This is a genomic window from Reyranella sp. (assembly GCF_036558665.1).
GTDB lineage: Bacteria > Pseudomonadota > Alphaproteobacteria > Reyranellales > Reyranellaceae > Reyranella.
Genome location: NZ_DATBFE010000073.1, coordinates 46,705 through 63,943, shown reverse-complemented (window position 1 = coordinate 63,943; position 17,239 = coordinate 46,705). Strand labels below are relative to the sequence as shown.

Annotated in this window: 18 protein-coding genes; 10 read left to right on the top strand and 8 right to left on the bottom strand. The window is 66.4% G+C overall.

Annotation, left to right across the window (positions count from 1 at the left end; all coding sequences use genetic code 11):
• Positions 1-19: 19 nt before the first annotated feature.
• The 3 genes from VH499_RS12035 to VH499_RS12025 are packed head-to-tail and all read right to left on the bottom strand — an operon-like array spanning position 20 to position 4,016.
• Positions 20-1,390 carry a DUF2252 domain-containing protein gene (locus VH499_RS12035; protein ID WP_332052974.1) on the bottom strand — a complete coding sequence of 457 codons (1,371 nt, stop codon included), beginning with the start codon at positions 1,388-1,390 and terminating at the stop codon, positions 20-22.
• Positions 1,374-2,978: a cisplatin damage response ATP-dependent DNA ligase gene (locus VH499_RS12030; protein ID WP_332052973.1), complete on the bottom strand. Its 1,605-nt coding sequence runs from the start codon at positions 2,976-2,978 to the stop codon at positions 1,374-1,376. Before VH499_RS12030 ends, VH499_RS12035 begins: the two co-directional genes overlap by 17 nt.
• On the bottom strand, positions 2,979-4,016 hold the full coding sequence (locus VH499_RS12025) for a ligase-associated DNA damage response exonuclease (protein ID WP_332052972.1): 1,038 nt from the start codon (positions 4,014-4,016) through the stop codon (positions 2,979-2,981). It abuts the gene before it with no gap.
• A gap of 28 nt (positions 4,017-4,044) precedes the next feature.
• Here VH499_RS12025 and VH499_RS12020 point away from each other — a divergent pair, with 28 nt between their 5' ends.
• From VH499_RS12020 to VH499_RS11995, 6 genes are all read left to right on the top strand, one after another.
• Positions 4,045-6,489: a ligase-associated DNA damage response DEXH box helicase gene (locus VH499_RS12020; RefSeq protein WP_332052971.1), complete on the top strand. Its 2,445-nt coding sequence runs from the start codon at positions 4,045-4,047 to the stop codon at positions 6,487-6,489.
• A 151-nt stretch (positions 6,490-6,640) separates the two neighbouring features.
• Positions 6,641-7,285, top strand: a complete 645-nt coding sequence (locus VH499_RS12015) for a hypothetical protein (protein ID WP_332052970.1) — start codon at positions 6,641-6,643, stop codon at positions 7,283-7,285.
• 15 nt (positions 7,286-7,300) lie between these two features.
• Positions 7,301-7,567, top strand: coding sequence for a hypothetical protein (locus VH499_RS12010; protein ID WP_332052969.1), 267 nt, complete (start codon positions 7,301-7,303; stop codon positions 7,565-7,567).
• A gap of 76 nt (positions 7,568-7,643) precedes the next feature.
• Positions 7,644-7,799 carry a hypothetical protein gene (locus VH499_RS12005; RefSeq protein ID WP_332052968.1) on the top strand — a complete coding sequence of 52 codons (156 nt, stop codon included), beginning with the start codon at positions 7,644-7,646 and terminating at the stop codon, positions 7,797-7,799.
• Between the two features lie 410 nt (positions 7,800-8,209).
• A complete protein-coding gene (locus VH499_RS12000; RefSeq protein WP_332052967.1) occupies positions 8,210-8,341 on the top strand; it encodes a hypothetical protein in 132 nt (43 codons plus the stop codon).
• A gap of 144 nt (positions 8,342-8,485) precedes the next feature.
• Positions 8,486-9,487 carry a hypothetical protein gene (locus VH499_RS11995; RefSeq protein ID WP_332052966.1) on the top strand — a complete coding sequence of 334 codons (1,002 nt, stop codon included), beginning with the start codon at positions 8,486-8,488 and terminating at the stop codon, positions 9,485-9,487.
• A gap of 42 nt (positions 9,488-9,529) precedes the next feature.
• Here VH499_RS11995 and VH499_RS11990 read toward each other — a convergent pair whose 3' ends face one another.
• Together VH499_RS11990 and VH499_RS11985 are read right to left on the bottom strand one after the other, a co-directional pair.
• The gene (locus VH499_RS11990; RefSeq protein ID WP_332052965.1) at positions 9,530-10,549 is read right to left on the bottom strand and encodes a hypothetical protein; all 1,020 of its coding nucleotides are present in this window, start codon (positions 10,547-10,549) and stop codon (positions 9,530-9,532) included.
• Positions 10,549-10,938, bottom strand: coding sequence for a hypothetical protein (locus VH499_RS11985; protein ID WP_332052964.1), 390 nt, complete (start codon positions 10,936-10,938; stop codon positions 10,549-10,551). Before VH499_RS11985 ends, VH499_RS11990 begins: the two co-directional genes overlap by 1 nt.
• Before the next feature lie 131 nt (positions 10,939-11,069).
• On the opposite strand from VH499_RS11985, the gene VH499_RS11980 reads away from it, so the two are divergent.
• From VH499_RS11980 to VH499_RS11970, 3 genes are all read left to right on the top strand, one after another.
• Positions 11,070-11,273 carry a hypothetical protein gene (locus VH499_RS11980; protein WP_332052963.1) on the top strand — a complete coding sequence of 68 codons (204 nt, stop codon included), beginning with the start codon at positions 11,070-11,072 and terminating at the stop codon, positions 11,271-11,273.
• A 50-nt stretch (positions 11,274-11,323) separates the two neighbouring features.
• A complete protein-coding gene (locus VH499_RS11975) occupies positions 11,324-12,298 on the top strand; it encodes an ABC transporter substrate-binding protein (protein WP_332052962.1) in 975 nt (324 codons plus the stop codon).
• A gap of 61 nt (positions 12,299-12,359) precedes the next feature.
• Positions 12,360-12,677 (top strand): hypothetical protein, encoded by a 318-nt coding sequence (locus VH499_RS11970; protein WP_332052961.1) that lies wholly within the window; start codon positions 12,360-12,362, stop codon positions 12,675-12,677.
• 66 nt (positions 12,678-12,743) lie between these two features.
• Here the strand turns inward: VH499_RS11970 and VH499_RS11965 are convergent, their stop codons facing one another.
• Together VH499_RS11965 and VH499_RS11960 are read right to left on the bottom strand one after the other, a co-directional pair.
• Positions 12,744-13,016, bottom strand: coding sequence for a hypothetical protein (locus VH499_RS11965; protein WP_332052960.1), 273 nt, complete (start codon positions 13,014-13,016; stop codon positions 12,744-12,746).
• Positions 13,017-13,394: 378 nt separating this feature from the next.
• Entirely contained in the window at positions 13,395-15,200 is a 1,806-nt protein-coding gene (locus VH499_RS11960; RefSeq protein WP_332052959.1) for a trypsin-like peptidase domain-containing protein, read from the bottom strand.
• A 569-nt stretch (positions 15,201-15,769) separates the two neighbouring features.
• Between VH499_RS11960 and VH499_RS11955 the strand changes: the two genes are divergently transcribed.
• Positions 15,770-16,033: a hypothetical protein gene (locus tag VH499_RS11955; protein ID WP_332052958.1), complete on the top strand. Its 264-nt coding sequence runs from the start codon at positions 15,770-15,772 to the stop codon at positions 16,031-16,033.
• 40 nt (positions 16,034-16,073) lie between these two features.
• Here VH499_RS11955 and VH499_RS11950 read toward each other — a convergent pair whose 3' ends face one another.
• On the bottom strand, positions 16,074-17,141 hold the full coding sequence (locus VH499_RS11950) for an AI-2E family transporter (RefSeq protein WP_332052957.1): 1,068 nt from the start codon (positions 17,139-17,141) through the stop codon (positions 16,074-16,076).
• Positions 17,142-17,239: the final 98 nt, after the last annotated feature.

Here is a 17,239-nt window from a genome sequence, read left to right as displayed (position 1 = left end):
CACAGTCCCTGCAAGGGCCTTAAGAATCCCGCTCCGCACTCGGCAAACGGCCCTCCTTTATGGCTTGCAGGAGTGCGGCATGGTCCAATTCAGTCTGTCGGGCGTAGGCGAGCGCGAAAGCGCCGATGGCCTCGTCGAACGCAGGGCCTTTGCCAAGGTAGGCGGAAAGGAGCACCGCGTCGCCCGTGCGCGCATGGGCCCGCGCCAGTACCTCGCCGCAGGTCGAGGCGTAGCGACGAAGGCTGCGCCACGACATCGTCTCCAGTTGCGGCTTTATCTTGGCATCGCGCAACTGGCGCACGTACATGTGCCGGCCGGTAGGCCCCGTCGCAAAGCCCAAGAAAATATCGCTGGCCGCCTGTAACAGGCGCTGGCCGCGTACCACGCGCTCGCCGTGATGGGCATAGGGGCTGGGCCAGGCATGGGCCTCAAGGACCGAGCGCGCCGCCTCCTTGAATTGCAGGTAGAGCGCCTCGCCGCTGCCCGACCGCATCAGCAGCACGCCACAGCGCGTGCCCACCGAGCCTACTCCCACGACCTTGTAGGCGGCGTCGACCAGTCGGTAGCGTCGAAAAAGCGTCCGCCGCTCGGGTATCAGCGAGGCTTCGTAGTCGGCGAGCATGGCCTCGACAGCCGAACGAAAGGCATCGGCTTCGCCAGCCGGCGGGTGATAGACGAGCGGAGGCTGGTCCTCGATCCGGGGTGCGCTGCCGCCGCTGTGGCGCAGCGAGATCATGTCGGCGGCGTGCCTGAGCACCTTGTCGGCCTTCTTCAGGACGCGATCGTCGACGCCGATGGCCTCGGCGGTTGCCGCATCGTCGATGGTGAGCGCCTGGTACCAGGCGTCGAGCACCGGCGTCGCCGCAAGCCCGGCCATGGCCTCACGGTAGGCGCGTGCGACCGTTTGGGCGAGGTCGCTGCGTGCCCGGGCATCCCCGGCCGCGACGGCGAAGCTCGTCGCCAGGCGCTTCAGGTCCCACTCCCAGGGCGCTACCGCCGTCTCGTCGAAGTCGTTGATGTCGAAGGCGAGCCGTCGTTCGGGCGTCGCGAAGCCGCCGAAATTGAGGCAGTGACAGTCGCCGGCAGCCTGGACGAAAAGACCGGTCGACGCGGTCGCGGCCAGATCGGCGGCCATCACCGCGGCGGCGCCGCGCAGGAAGGCGAAAGGCGAGGCCTTCATGCGCGCATAGCGGAGCGGCAGCAGTTCTTGCAGCCGCCTTTCGCCCTGCTCGATCAGGATCTCGATCGGATCGCGCCGATTGGCGGCAGGCCGCCACGCTGCTTGCTCCCTGCGCGGGCAACGACCGCGCAGGGCGCGGCCGTGCATCCTGCGCTCTTCCACCGGCAGTGTGTGGGTTTGCGTCGGCGAGGCGTCAGGCGGTCTCTTCATGGCCTGCTCTTGGCACGAGGCGCAGCAGGTTGTCGACGGTGTCGGCCTCGGCGGCAGGCTTGTCAGTCCTTATGCGATTGATGCGGGGAAAGCGCAGCGATACGCCTGACTTGTGCCGCGTCGAGCGCGCCACGCCATCGAAGGCGACCTCCAGCACCAGCCTGGGCTCGACCTCGCGCACCGGACCGAAGCGATCGGTCGTGTGGTCGCGCACCCACTTGTCGAGCCAGCGCAACTCCTCGTCGGTGAAACCGAAATAGGCCTTGCCGACGGGCGCCAGCTCGCGCTTGCCGTCCGCTGTCTCGCGCCAGCAGCCGAACGTGTAGTCGGAATAGAAGGAGCTGCGCTTTCCGTGCCCGCGCTGCGCGTACATCATCACGCAGTCGGCCAGCAGCGGGTCGCGCTTCCACTTGAACCACGGTCCCTTCGGCCGGCCGGCAAGATAGGGGCTGTCGCCGCGCTTCAGCATCAGCCCTTCGATACCGTCCTGGCGCATCCCCTCGCGCAGCTTGGCGAGATGCGCCCAGTCGGTGAAGCGTACCAGCGGCGAGAGATCGAAGCGCTGACGCGGCTTCTCGGCCATCCAGGCCTCGAGCCGTGCTCGTCGCTCGTCGAAGGAAAGGGTGCGCAGGTCCTGGCCCTCCAGCCACAGTACGTCGTATAGGCGGACGTGCGCAGGATGCTCCTTCAACATCTTGGGCGTGACGGACTTGCGGTTCAGCCGCTGCTGCAGGTCGTTGAAAGGTGCCACCGACTCCTCCCGACGCACCAGCAACTCACCGTCGAACACGCCATCGAAGTCGATGGCCTCGATGATGTCGGGAAAGGCGCCCGAAACGTCCTCGCCGGCGCGGCTGTAGAGCCGCGTCACGCCGCCCGACGATGCGACCTGAACGCGGATGCCATCCCATTTCCATTCGGCGCGGAAGTGCGCCGGCTCGAGCGTGTCGAGCTCCGCGCGGTCGATCGGATTGGCGAGCATGGGCGAGAGGAAAGCACCACCCATGTTGCTCTTGGGCTTGGGCGCGCCGGCCAGCAGCCAGTCGAATAGCGGCCGATAGGGTGCGGCGAGGTCGTGCCACACCTCCTCGACCTCGGCCACCGGCTGGCTGCCGACATTGGCGACGGCCTGCTTGGCGAGTCGCGCCGACACGCCGACCCGCAGCGCGCCGGTGAGAAGCTTCAGGAGTGCCCACCGGCCCGTGGCATCGAGGGCATCGAGCCACCGTTTCAGGATCGCCGGCGTCTGCATTTTCGTAGCGCGCTGCAGCGTCTCGACGACCTCGCCCAGGCTGGGCGGCGGTCCGGCGTTCGGATCGGTTTCCCAGATCAGCGCCAGGGTTTCTGCGAGATCACCGACATAGTCGTAGGAAAGATGGAACAGCTCGGCGCCGATCTTGTCCTCGCCGAAGGAGCGCAACAGCGCCGGCTTGGCGCCCGCGAAGTCGAGCCCGCCGGTCAGGGCCGCCAGCGCCCAGCCGCGGTCGGGGTCAGGGGTTTCGCGCAGGTAGGTTTCAATCAGCCGCAGCTTGGCGTTGCGGGCCGGCTGGAAGGAAAGCGAGTCCAGCAGTTCGGCGAAGGCCTGCACCTAGGACTCGTCCTCTTCTTCGCGGCCGGCGAGATGCAGCGCCTCGGCCTCGATGCCCATCGACCGGGCATAATGGACCAGCGCCTCCTCGCGGCCATGCGTGACCCAGACTCTTGGTGCGCCGACGTCCCTCAGGGTCTGCGTAAGCTCGCTCCAGTCGGCGTGATCGGAGATGATCAGTGGCAGTTCGGCGCCTCGCTGACGGGCGCGGGCGCGCACGCTCATCCAGCCCGAGGCCATGGCGGGGATGGGCTCAAAAAAACGTCGCGACCAGCGGTCGGCGATGGCCGAGGGCGGGCAAAGCACGATTGCGCCCTTGAATGTCTCGAGCACGGCGTCGGACACCAGCGCAATGTCGCCGAGATCTATGCCGTGCTTCTGGTAGAGCGTGCACAGTGAAGCCAAACCGCCATGCAGCCAGATTCGCTTGTCATAACCAGCGGCGCGCAGGAGCTTGATCACGCGCTGGCACTTGCCGAGAGCGTAGACGCCCACCAGATGGGTGCGCTCGGGAAAGGTGTGGAGCGAGCGCAGGAGCTTGCCGATCTCGCCGGCATCGGAGGGATGATGGAAGACGGGAAGCGCGAAGGTCGCTTCGGTGATGAAGACATCGCAGGGCACCGGCTCGAAAGCCGGGCAGGTCGGGTCGGGCCGGCGCTTGAAGTCGCCGGAAACGACGATGCGCCGGCCCCTATGCTCCAGCACCGCCTGGGCCGAGCCGAGAATATGACCGGCCGGAACGAGGCTCACGTCCACGTCGCCGATCCGCACGGTTTCGCCGTATTTCAGCGCTTGCTGCCGGGTATCGGGCATGTCCTGGAAGCGTGCTCGCATGATGGCAAGCGTCTCGGGCGTGGCAAGCGCGCTGCGATGTCCGGGCCGCGCGTGGTCGCCGTGACCATGGGTGATCACGGCGCGCGGTACGGCGACGGCCGGATCGATGTAGAAATCTCCAGGCGCGCAATAGAGCCCCCGTGGCGTGGGGTAGAGCCAGGTCCGCGAACTCGAAGGGGTGGGATTCAGGGTGTCAGTCGCCATTGAAAGCAAAGCATCTTGTCCCGCAGATATGGGGCTTCCCGACCTGTTTGCACGCTGGTTCGAAAGCCGCGGCTGGACGCCCCGGCGCCACCAGCTCGCGCTGATCGATCTGGCGGCGCGGGGAGAGAGCGCTCTCCTGATCGCGCCGACCGGCGGCGGCAAGACCCTGGCGGGGTTTCTGCCATCCCTGATCGAGCTCACCCGGCGCCGACACGCCGGCAAGGACCTGGCGCACGTCAAGGGCAAGGGAGAACTGCACACGCTCTATATCTCCCCGCTCAAGGCGCTCGCGACCGACATCCGCCGCAACCTCGAGACGCCCATCGCCGAGATGCAGCTTCCGGTGCGCGCCGAAAGCCGGACGGGCGATACCCCGCAGAGCCGGCGGCTGCGGCAGCGCGAGCGGCCGCCGGACCTGCTGCTGACGACACCCGAGTCGCTGGCCTTGCTGCTCTCCTATCCCGACTCGGAGAAGTTCTTCGCAAGCCTGCGCGGGGTCATCGTCGATGAGCTGCATTCCTTCGCGACCTCGAAGCGCGGCCATCATCTGGCGCTTGGCCTCGCGCGGCTGGCAACGCTTGCGCCGCAGGCGCGCTTCGTCGGCCTCTCCGCCACCGTCGCCAATCCGGCCGAGCTCGCCGATTATCTGCGCCTGAGCGCCGAGAAGGTCGAGATCGTGCACGGCGAGCCCGGCGCATCGCCCGAAGTCACGATCATCGATGCCCACGAAAGGCTGCCATGGGGCGGCCATATGGGGCAGCACGCCGTGCCCGAGGTCTACAACATCATACGCCAGCACAACACCTCGATCGTGTTCGTGAACACGCGCGCGCAAGCTGAACTCACGTTCGACCGCCTGTGGCGCATCAACGAGGACAATCTCGCGATCGGGCTGCATCACAGCTCGCTGGCCATCGAGCAGCGCCGCAAGGTCGAGGCGGCGATGGCGGCGGGCAAGCTGCGCGCCGTGGTCGCGACCTCCTCGCTCGATCTCGGCATCGATTGGGGCGACGTCGATCTCGTGATCCAGATGGGGGCGCCCAAGGGGGTAAGCCGCCTGATGCAGCGGATCGGCCGCGCCAACCATCGGCTCGACGAACCGAGCCGCGCCATGATCGCGCCGGCCAACCGCTTCGAGGTTCTGGAATCGCTGGCGGCGCTGGAGGCGATCGAGGCGCGCGAGCTCGACGGCGACCCGCCGCGGCCCGCCTGCCTCGACGTGCTGGCGCAGCATATCGTGGGCAGCGCCTGCGCCCGGCCCATCGACCGCGAGGTCCTCTTCAACGAGGTACGCCGGGCACAGCCTTATCGCGACCTTGCGCGCAAGGACTTCGACGACACGTTCGACTTCGTGGCGACCGGCGGCTACGCGCTGGCGGCCTACGAGCGCTGGCATCGGCTGAAGCAGCTGCCCGACGGCCGCTGGATGCTCGCTTCGCCCATGGTGGCCCGCCAGTTCCGGATGAATGTCGGCACCATCGTCGAACTGCCGCTTCTGAAGGTGAGGCTCCGGCGGGGGCCTGTGCTGGGGGAAGTCGAGGAGGCCTTCATCCAGGGTCTTGTGCCCGGCGATACCTTCGTCTTCGCTGGCCGCCTGTTGCGCTTCGAGGGCGTGAAGGAGCTGGTGGCGCAATGCTCGCTCGCCACCACGGGCGATCCCAAGGTGCCGGCCTATGGTGGCGGTCGATTGCCGCTGTCGACCTTCCTTGCCGACCGTGTGCGCGGCATCCTGGAGGACCCGGCGCGGCATCCCAAGCTGCCGGCCGAGGTGCGCGAATGGCTGAACCTGCAGCGCTGGCGCTCGACCCTGCCTGACAGCCGCAATCTCCTGATCGAGGGATTTCCGCGCGGCAGCAAGCAGTTCATCGTCGCCTACTGCTTCGAAGGACGGAACGCGCATCAGACGCTCGGCATGCTGCTGACGCGCCGCATGGAGCGCACGGGGCTGAAGCCGCTGGGCTTCGTCGCTACCGATTATGTACTGGCATTGTGGGGCCTCCGCCCGCCCACCAAGGCGCAGCTCGACCAGCTTTTCGAAGAGGACATGCTGGGCGACGATCTCGAGGCGTGGATGGATGAGTCCACCATGCTGCGCCGCTCCTTCCGCAACGTCGCCGTGATCGCGGGCCTGATCGAGCGCCGCTTCCCGGGCGAGGAGAAGTCGCGCCGCCAGGTCACTTTCAGTTCCGACCTGATCTATGACGCCCTGCGCAAGCACGAGCCAGATCACATCCTGCTGCGGGCCACGCGTCAGGACGCGGCCTGGCAACTCGCCGACTTGAAGCGCCTCGGCGATCTCCTGAAGCGCGCCAAGGGCCGGATCGAATACCGCCGTCTCGATCGCATCTCTCCGCTCGCCGTACCGGTACTGCTTGAGATCGGCAAGGAACGGGTGCTCGACGGCACGGCCGAGGACGAGCTCCTGGACATCGCCGCTCAGGAACTGATCGACGAGGCGACCCGCCTTACCTAGCCCGGGTTACGGCTCCGCCTGGCCATGTCCTGAAGAGGTACCGAGCTGGCACACAAAAGGCGTTGAGCGGCGGCGGCCGCGCGGGCTATGACTCGCGTCGGGTACGGGGGGTGTGGGTGGTGCGGCGTACGCGCTGAATTCGGGAGGGACCATGCAAACGATCGCCGACCCGGCGCCTGAGGGACAGGCGTCGAAGGTTTTTGGCACGATTATGGTGGGGCGCTTCGAGGGATTTCCGAGCTTGGTGCATGCGGTCGGACAGCCGGCCATGGCGGAGCTCGCCCGGCGCGTCCACGAGACGCTCGGCTACTACATCCACCAATACAAGGGAACGGTCGTGCAATCCCGGGGCGACGGGCTGATCGCGGTTTTCACCACCGACGACGGCGACGACGGTCATGCGACCCGGGCATTGGCGGCGGCGATCGCGATCCGGCGCGCCTTCGCCAGCGAGTTCATGACCGTGCGTACGAGCGTCCACAGCGGACTTGTGACTGTTCCGGCGACCGTCGGCATCGCGCGCAGCCTCGGCGAAATGACTGCCGACAACCGCATCAATGCGTCCGATCGCACGGTCGAGCTGACGCGCGAGTATTTCGAATTCAGGAGTGTCGGTATGCGCCAGGTCGACGGGATGGGCGAGGTCGGCGTATTCGAGGTGCTCGCGGTCGCCCGGAACCATGCCGGCAGGCTCAACTCCTACCTCCATGCCGAGCACGGGCCAGGCGACGACGGCGATTCAATCGAGCGCAGCTTTCCCGTGTTGTGCGACATCATCCAGAGCGTACGCCACTGAGGGGACAGCGTCGTCATGGACTGGACCGGTCCAAGCGAGCGGATGGCGCGCTGCGTCGAGGAGATAGAGAATATCGCCCTGTCGACGCCCGATGAAGTGGCGCAATTTGCTGCCATCCGGGAGGCTGTCGCCGCCTGCTTCCGTGATCTCGAAAGGTACAGCTACGAGCCCAGCGGCTTTCAGATCGATCTGCGCCGCGCGCTGACCGACCGCGCGCTGGCGGTCGCCGACACCAATCCCCGCCTCAGCCTCGCCCTCGAACGTGCGGTCGACTACGTCTAGCCATGGCGGACGCAAAAATGATCCTGCCCGAGGCGCCATGGTCTGCTAGTCTGTCGGAGTGGGATTGGGGAAGCCGATGCGATACGTCGATCGGGCGAGGTTCGTCGCCGAATTTCCGGATTGGCTCTTGCGTGCCATCCGCTGGTTCTCCTTGCATGGGGTCGTGCCCGAAGCCTGGCGTGACGAGATTGCCTGTGAGTATTTCAGGCGGCTGGGCTGGAAGATGCGCTGAGCGCTCCTGAGCCGTAGCGCGAACCTCTGCGCCGCCCGTTGTCCCCAACGTCGTCGGTGCCCTTCAGTGAGGTGAGCCGAACAGGGTCGGATCGTCGAGCGTCCCGAGCTTGGCGATGTCGGCCGGAAAGTCGGACCACCGGATGGCCGCGTGGGTCCCACACTCGGCACAAAATTCGCGCGTGACAGGCCGGTTGAGGTCGCTCGTCTTCGGCGAGGTAGCGCACCTTGCCGCGATAGCATCCACCCTCGAGCTTCTTCCATGTCGCGATCGGCAGCGATCGACCGATCGCGTATTCCCAGGATCTTCTTGCAGCCCGGCTTCACTCCGTGGAGGTGCGGAAGTATCTCGACGCCGCAAATTGGAATCCGGACCGCATTCTGGCCAGGCTGACCCGGAAACCGGCACGGATGTGGGGCCCGAACGATCCGCGATCCGATCACGATGTGAACACCGATCTCTTTCCCAAGGACGAGTACTTCCTCAATCGAAGCAAGCTGTCCTACGTGGATCCCTCGACCACGAGTCACGCCAGCCCCTGAGCATCGCGGCCATCCGCGTGCCGCCAGCGGACGCACCGCAGCGTCCGGCCTTTTCAAGAGTCCCGAATCCGGCCATGGTCGACGCGAGCCGCCGTCCATCGAACGAAGATCGGCTGCGGACTCTGTGCGAGGGGAGCCGTTTCCATGGCCAAGTTGCTGTTCAAGGATTTTCGTGGATGGCGGAACGGTCGGGACTTCCTGGACGTCGCCCTCACCCGGGTGTCGCTGGATGCGGCCCCGGAAAGGGCACTGGCCTTTGTGTTCTTCGGCCATGTGAACCTGGACTTCGACGGCTCGCCGACCGCCTACGGTCCGCTTCGTCTCAATCCCGACGATACATTGGGAAACGCCGGCAACGTCGCACAGGGCTGGTTCGGAGTGGCGAGTGCCGCTTCCGCCCATCCGTTCGTCACCGGCAAGCAGATCGAGATCGACCGGACGGCTCCGGGCTTTCACCCCGGCGGCAACCCGAAGTTGCCGGTGCAGTTTCCGGTGGTGCAGCAGGCGCGGTTCGGCGACCCGAGGCCCGGCTACTATGTCTCGACCACGCCGCGCAATCTGGCACGTGCGATGGGTGCGATCACCGAGTTTCGCCAGAATTCCTATGTCGACGCATCGAAGGTGGCCTTCGGCGCGCTCGACCGCTATCTGCGGAGCGAGCACAGCGTTCAACTGGGCGATTTCGGTCTCGCGGTGCGTCACGACCAGAACCGCCAGTGCGGCTTCTATTTCGTCGACGTGGGCGGCTGGAATCACGCACTCGGCGAATGCTCGCACCGCGTCGGCCTCGACCTCGGCGTCCGGAAGCTGAACCCGGGACGGTGGGACAATAATTTCCCGGTGAGCTTTATCGTCTTCCCGCGGACAGCGATCTCGATGCCGTTCGGCGGCGCATGGGGTGACGAGAGGATCGAGGCCAGCCTGACGACGGTCCTGCGCGAACTCGCGCGCGCGGAGAACGCGCACGACCTGCCGCTGCTCATGGCAACCAACGAGGCGAGCCCGGCGGGCGTAGCAAAAGGCAAGGCCGGCCTCGATGCGTTCCGCAAGGCCAAGGGCGCCCGCGCCGGCAGCCTGGGAACGATCAATCTCGGCCTCGCAACCTTCGGCTTCCTGAACCCGGGCCCGCGTCCCCTGACCCTGTGAGCTTCATCCGTCACGCCGTGCTCTTGCGGCGGCAGGCTTTCCTCAATCCCTTCCGAAATCGTCCCGTGTGAGGATGTGCTTGCCGCTCTCGATGTCGCGCACATTGATCATCGGATAGCCCACTCCCACGTCAGCGCTGGCGCGCCAGGCGTCGACGACCATGTCGCGCGCGGCGGCCGTGCCAGCCGCCAGGCGTGCGGTCGCGAAGGCGATGCCGTTCGGGTTGCCGTCGGTGAAGGCGCCGGCCTTCTCGAGCTCGTAGAACGGGATCACCTCGCGGTGGCTTTCCAGGATCACCGCCCGCGCCCTGTCCTGAATGGTGCAGATGCATGGCCGGTAGGCGGGCATCGCGGCAAGCACTGCGGCGCGTTCGACATTGGCGCGTACGAACGCACCCTCGAACCACGCATGGGTGCCGCGCCTGGTCGTGAAGCCGCGCGGATTGGGAAAGGGGCCCCAGCCATCGAAATGCTGGCTGACATGCAGGGGCTGGCTCGCATCACCTGGATAGTGGCTCCAGATGCCGAGGTCGCGGATGGTGAGTGCCTCGCGGCGCCGGCGGTCCTGGTCGAACCAGGCGCGGTCGGCCGCGCCTGCCGCGGTGCGTGCGCCCACCGATGCGGCGCGCCAGTAGGCAAAGTCCTTCACGAGCTGCTGCCAGCCATCGACGATGGAGAGCGGCAGGTAACCTGCCTTGTATTGCGTGAAACCCCGGGCGCGCAGCTTCGTGTCGTAGGCCTCGCGCGTGAGCGGCGCTTCTTCGAGCGGGAAGACCCCGGCGACCTCGCCTTGATCGTCGAGATTTACATAGTGGCCGGGATCGCGCTCGCTGTCGTGCGTGAGCCCCGCGCCCTTGGAGCGGTCGAGCTCACGGCCCAGGACGGCGATGGTGGCGATCGCTTCCGGGGTGCGTGCGAAGGCGGGGAGCTCGTCCGGCAGTGTCTGCGCGGCGATACCGCTGACATATTCGTGGCCGGTCGCCCCCCAGGCGAAGGCAGGCCCGGGCTCGGGCAGCGCGAGGGCTGCGGCAAGCGCCGGCGCAAGCAGGCTTCCTCGGAGCATCAGGCCTTCGATTCCCCGCTCTCGAGCGAATCGAGCCAGCGGCGTGCAACGTGCAGTTCGCGAAAGATCTTGAGCGGCCGGCGGGCGGCGGCGAGCGTCGCGTAGCGCCGCGCATATTCGTACTGCTCGTCAGTGGGTGCGACGATCGCCAGCGGTCCCATCGGTTCGGGCGCCGCGGCATAGGCCTGGATGCGCGCGCCGAGCGCCATCATGTCGTCGTCACTGAGACCGGAGACCGCGGCGTGCAGCTCGAAGATCTTGCGGTAGGGCATGGCGCCCTCGACCACGACCCCGTCGAGATAAGCCTCGATGTCGAGGCGATTGACTACATCCTTGCAGACGGCGACGACCAGGCGCGTCGGATGGGATATGGTCCAGTGGATCGGCATCTTGTCGCGGACGACTATGCCTGCTCCTGGAATCTATGCAACCTCTGCGCCACAGAGTCCCTTACCTGTCGGGACCTTCGAGCGATGGTGCGAGGCACGCGTTGAGGACGAGTGGACGAAAGGGCACGTGGATGACGGTGGCGCTGCTGGTGGTGATGCTCGTGCTGGCGCTCGTCATCCTCTACGAGGGTTGGAGCATCGCCGGCGGCGAGGAAGGTACCGGCATGTCCACGAACGGCTGGATCGCCATGACGCTCGGGATTGTGGCCACGCTCGGCCTGGGCGTCGGCCTGATGGCGCTCGTCTTCTACAGCAATCGGCACGGCCGGGATTGAGGCGTGCCGCGCACAAACAGGATAAGCTGCCGCAGCTTTGGGGGCGAGCGATGATGCTGGGACGGGGGGCTTTCCTGATTGGGCTGGTGTTGCTCGGCCAGCCGTCGCGGCTCGAGGCGCAGCAGACGGTGCGGCCAGGCCGCGTCGGCATCCTCGCCCAGGACCTGCAGCCCGGCCTGCTTGAGACGATGCAGGACGAGTTCCGCAAGCTGGGATACGTCGAGGGCAAGACGCTCGCTATCGAGCTGCGCAGTGCAGCCGGCCACGGCGACCGCCTGCCGGCGCTCGCGCGCGAACTGCTGGACGCCAAGGTGGACGTCATGGTGGCGGTCAACACGCCAGCCGCGCGGGCCGCCAAGAACGCGACCACCACGGTGCCGGTGATTATCATGCGCGTAGCCGATCCGGTGAGGTCGGGCTTGGTGGCGAGCCTTGCCAGGCCAGGCGCCAACATCACCGGCATCAGCTTCATGCCCGACGCGCTCGGCCCCAAGGGCGTCGAGCTGATGCGCGAGATCATGCCCGGCCTCGCACGCATGGCGGCACTCTATCAGGCCGACAATCCTGGCGCGGTGCTGATCGTCGACGAAGTCGTGCGACGGGGCAACCGACTCGGCCTCACCTTCGTCCGCACGCCGGTCCAACGGCCGGACGACTATGCCGCCGCGTTCGAAGCCGCCGCCGCTGCCGGCGCGCAAGCGCTGTTCGTGATGGACGACGGCACCATCACCGCGCACCGCCGGGAGATCCTTGACCTCGCAGCCGGCCGGACGCTGCCCGTAGTGTCGATCTATACCGACTTCGCGCGGGCGGGCGCGCTGCTCTCCTACGGCCCCAACCTCGCCGCCGTTTACCGACGCGGCGCGGACTATGCCGACAAGCTTCTGAAGGGGGCGCCGCCTGACAGCCTTCCGGTCGAGCAACCGAACTTGTTCGAGCTCGTCCTCAACCTCCGGACTGCGAAGACACTTGGCCTGGTGATTCCGCCGTCTGTCCTCGCTCGCGCCGACGACGTCATCCAGTAGTCCACGCAGACGGCGCACGAATCGCTGGAGTGCGGCGCCGGCCCGTCCTAGCTTGGGGCGAATGGCAGCGCGGGCCGAAACGATCTTGTGGGCGATACTGGAGCGGTGCGGCAGGAGCCCGGAGGGCTATCCCATGGATGCTTCGCACGCGATCGTGGCGCTGCTGATCGGGCACGGGCTCCTGGTGGCGCGCGCCGACTACCGAGTCGCCCTCACCGACAAAGGCCGCGACGTGCTCGATCAGTTGCCGCTCCTGATGGGTGAGCCGGAGCGTGCCAAGGCGCGGAAGAAGAAGCGCAAGAAGCGGTGGAGCGTGCGGCTGCGCAGTGGCCAACGCATGTTGCCGTGGGCGTCACCCAAGGGCTCACGCGGGAAGTAGCGAGGGCAGCGTCTGTTCTGCGGCCCCGGGCCTCACCCCCGCGCAGCACCATCACGAAGGACTTGTTTAGCCCTTCGGATCGCGCTCCCTGAGATGCTCCTTCAGGCCGGCCAGCTTCTGCTTGAATGCATCGCTTTGCTCCTCGGCGACCGCGCTTCGCGCGGCCTGGGCCGTTCCGGACTGCTCGAAATAGGCCTCGACCGCCGCGGCGAGATACTGTTCCTCCCCCTTGGGCGGATCGGCCTCGACGGGCTCGACCTTCACCGGCTTCGCCTGGCTGTCCAACTTGGCTTTGGGTTTTGCCGGATCGATGCGCTCCCACTCGCCCTCGATGATCATGGATCACTCCCAACAGTGATGACCAAAGACCCGGCCCGTAGAACGCAAGGGGCGGGCGGCCGCGCAACAGGAAGTTTTCCCGCGCGCGTCCGGTTTTTGAGATCGAGAACGCACGTTGGCTGATAAGCCCTTGATGCCTTGGACGAGGGCGGTCGGCAGCCCGCCCTGTGACCATTTCTCCGCGGCCAGATGAACGGTCGCGGGTCCCTGCGAACTCGTGCCTTCACCCGGACTGCGGCCGCCGAGTGCCTGGACTTCGAACGTCGCGAGGGCCGTCAGGCGTGTTGTCGCTATCGACCTTGGCCGTAGCGGATCGCCACGACGATGTCGGTGGCGTTGCGCCGGGGTCGCGGCGTGGACCGAGGAATCGTGGCCGCGCTATTTCGGCGTGGCGCGCTGTACCTTGAACAGCTCGATGCCGAATTTGATCGGGATGGCGTAGGTCGTGGTTTCGCGCGCCGTCCCGTAGGTGAAGATCCCGATCACCTTGCCGGTGTGGTCGAAGACCGGACCACCGCTATTGCCGTGCGTGCTGGGCACGGTGAGCTGATAGGCGTCCCCCACGCCGACAGTCGTGAGCCCGCCGCTGCGCTGCACGCCGGTGCTGATCAGGGAGATGTTGCCGCTGGTGACTGTCGGCTCGGGCACCACTTCCTGATGCTGGCTGCGGTTACCGAGCTCGGTCGAGGGAATGAGCGCGCGCGACATCACCTGATCCGAGAAACTGGGATAGCCGAGCACCGTAACCTGTTCGCCGACCGGTGCAGTGCTGCCGTCCGACAGCTCGACCGCCGTCAGCGGCTGCTCGCTGTCGACCTTGATCTCGGCCACATCGGCTTCGACTGACACGCGCATCAGCCGCGCGGCCAGCCGCAGAGGGCTGCCGGGGAAGCGCACATCGAGCTGATCATTGCGCCCCTCGAGGGGGTGCAATCGTCCGTCGACCGGCATTTGAATGTCGGGACGGAACACGACGCCCTGCTCCGGAATCCAGAGCCTCAGTTCGTCCTGCTCCGACGGATTGAAGAAGTAGGGTGGCTGCTTCTGGCGGATGTCGAATGCCACTCCCCTCTGGAAGCCCGCGTCACGCGAATATCTCACCGTCCAGCCCGCTGCGACGTGCTTGTTGGTCAACAGATAGCCCTGGCTGCTGATGACGAAGCCGCTCCCTTGGGCGGCGATGCCCATCGGAATGTTCGTCTGGTTCTCGTCTTCGGTCGTGAGCCAGCGGACAAACTTGTCGTTCCCGAGCTGGACATACGCCGGATATTTCCTGTCCTTCACGGTGACGACCTTGTGAAAGAGCGGCTTGCCGGAAGGTTGGTCGAACAGCCGCCACTGCACCTCGATCAGGACGACGGCGTTGCCGAATTTGCGGACGATCTCGCGTGGGCCGAGGCCCATTGCCTTCTTCAGGGCCGCATCGCTTTCCTCCTTGGCCCTTCTTGCGGCCTGCTCGGCGGCCGCTTTCTGCGCCTGCAGCGCGGCGGCCTGCCGGGCTGCTTCGGCGGCGGCGGATTCCTTCTGCGCCTTGAGCTGCTCGGCCTGCCGGGCCATTTCGGCCGCCGCCTCGTCGGCCTTGATCTTGTTGTGGTAGTAGAGACCGCCGCCGCCGGCAGCGACGAGGAACAGCACACCCGCCAGGACATACGTCCAGTTGCGGTTGGTCCGCGATTGCTGCGCGGCCATCATGCCGATGACGGTATTGCGGCCGATGCCAGTCGTCACGGGTTGGGCCGCCAGGGGCGTCGCTGCTGCCTCCTTCGCCGGCGCATTGCCGGACGCGGGGCTGAGGATGCGCGTCGCGGCGACATCCTTCGAAATGATGCGTGTGCGCGCCATGAAAGTGGCGGGCCGGGGCTGGACATCGAAGGTGAATCGCGGCCCGCCGGCACCCAGCTCGATGGTATCTCCGGGCGACAGTTCGGTCTCGGCCGTGACCACCTCGCCGTTCAGCCGCGTGCCGTTGCGGCTGCCAAGGTCGACAAGCTTGAAGCGCTCGCCGTTCTCGATGCGGATCGCGGCGTGGCGGCGACTGACATAGTCGTCGCGTCCCGAATCGAAGACGATGTTGCAACCTGGATCACGACCGATGCTGAGCTCGGCGAGGCCGTCGACGGGAAACTGCTCGATCTGGTTGGCCTTCGCAGCCGACACATGCTGGATGATGATCCGAGCCGCCATTGTGACCCTCCCCCGGACACGCCTGACCCTCGTTCTTCGCTGCAGCGCAAGCGGATAAATTCCCACTGATACTGCTACAACATTGGCGCTGCGCTGGCCACGGTCATCAGGAAACGCACCCGCCGAGGTCGGCAAAAGCAGGTCTTTGCCTTCGCCGATCGGGGAGGCGCCGCTTGAACGCCCGTGGGCGCGCGGGGGAGCTGCGCGCAGTTGAAGACCGGTGAGAGCTTTGCGGCACAAGCCGTTAACGACTGGGGGGCTTTGCCGCTGCGCCTGGCCGGGGTGCAGATGGTCCAGGCAGCCGAGGGGCCAGCATCTACGACGTCGAAATAGATGCGCCCTCGAAATAATGGGGAGGGCTCCCGTGCCCGGCGGAGTGAAATAAGGCCCCTCGGCCTCGTCCTCCCACCCAAGGGACCGCCTCGCCAGGCAGGCTCAACCTGAAGCTCCGTTGCAACCGCGTCAAGCGGTTCGGCGTCAGGCCGCGGCACATTTCCTTGGACGATGGCGCAGGTTTTGCATCATCGTGGCATCTTCAACCGTCGTCCTGTTTGGTCTTCCGGCCTTCCATGCGATCCAACCATATCTATGCGCGGGCCTTCTGCCGCGCGCTGCTGGAGCATTCCGAGAATCCGGAAGCCTGGCATGCGATTGCCATCATCGGCGAGCGGCTCGGCATAAGACCCGACGAAGGCATTGCCGTCGCCCGCGAGTGCGCCCGCCGTACCTGGATCGACTATGCGGGCGAGAGCGTGCGGCTCAGCGAAGAGGGACGCCGGATCGCCCGCCAAAGACTTTCCTTTCGGAGAGATGCCGGTCGCAAGGCAGGATAGATCACGGATGGGCTCATGCGGGCGGGCAGTCGCACGCTTGTCAATTGGCCGTCGTCTCGGCCGGTTCATGGGGCGGTTCGGGAATGCGGCCGTCGGCGGAGAGGAGGATCGCCACGGGACGCGTGGTCTCGAAATGCGCGAGCACGATCAGCAGCACGACCATGATCGGCACGCACAGGAACATGCCGACCACGCCCCAGATCGTGCTCCACACCATCAACGACACGATCACCACCAGCGGTGAGAGATTGAGCGAGCGGCCCATGATGGCGGGCTCGATGACGTTCGCGGTCACGATCTGAATGGTGCCGATGACGATCAGCACGATCAGGAACGGCGTGAGGTGATCGAATTGCACCAGCGTCAGCAATGCCGGTGCCGCGATGGCGAGGATCGAGCCCACGGTCGGAATGTAGTAGAAGAAGAATACCATCACCGCCCAGAACCCGGCGAAATCGACGCCGACCCAGCGCATCACGGCGTAAGCCAGGCCGGAGGTGACGACGGCGAGCGTGGTCTTGATGCGCAGATAGACGCGGATGTCGCGGTCGATCTGCTCCAGCACCGAGCGCAGCCGGGCGCGCTGGGCACGAGCGCCGAAGATCAGCCTGAGCTTGCGGCCGAAGTGGACCTGCTCGACGAACAGGAAGCCGGTATAGATCAGCACGATGCCGGCCACGCTCACCACGGTGGCGGCGGCGCGCGCCACGCCGCCCACCGTCTCGGCGAGGCTCATACGCGAGAACAGGTCGCTGATCGTGGGCGACTGCTCGATGCCGATCAGCTGTGCGGCCTGGTCGATCAGATGCTGCAGGCGGCCTTCGTAGGCGGGCGCGGCATCGGCGACGGCGGTGACATTGTGGCCGATGGTCTGGGCGATCACGGTGACGATGCCGCTCATGATCAGCACCGCGCCCAGCAGCGCCAGCGGCCGCGGGATATGGAGACGGCCAAGGCGCGGCCGCTCGATCGCGTCGGCCATGGCGTCGATCATGTACCAGAGCGCCAGTGCCAGCACGAGCGGCAGCAGAAGCCCGCGGCCTGCCACCAGGAGATACGTCGTGGCCGCGATCACGACGGCCCACAGGGCAGCGCGCAGCAGAGTCATGTTGCTACTATAGGCGGGTTGCCGCGGGGAGAGGAGCACGTCGGGTGTCACTGTCGCGAGGCGCGCGGCGTGCCCTCGGGAAGAGAGAGGTGGGTTCG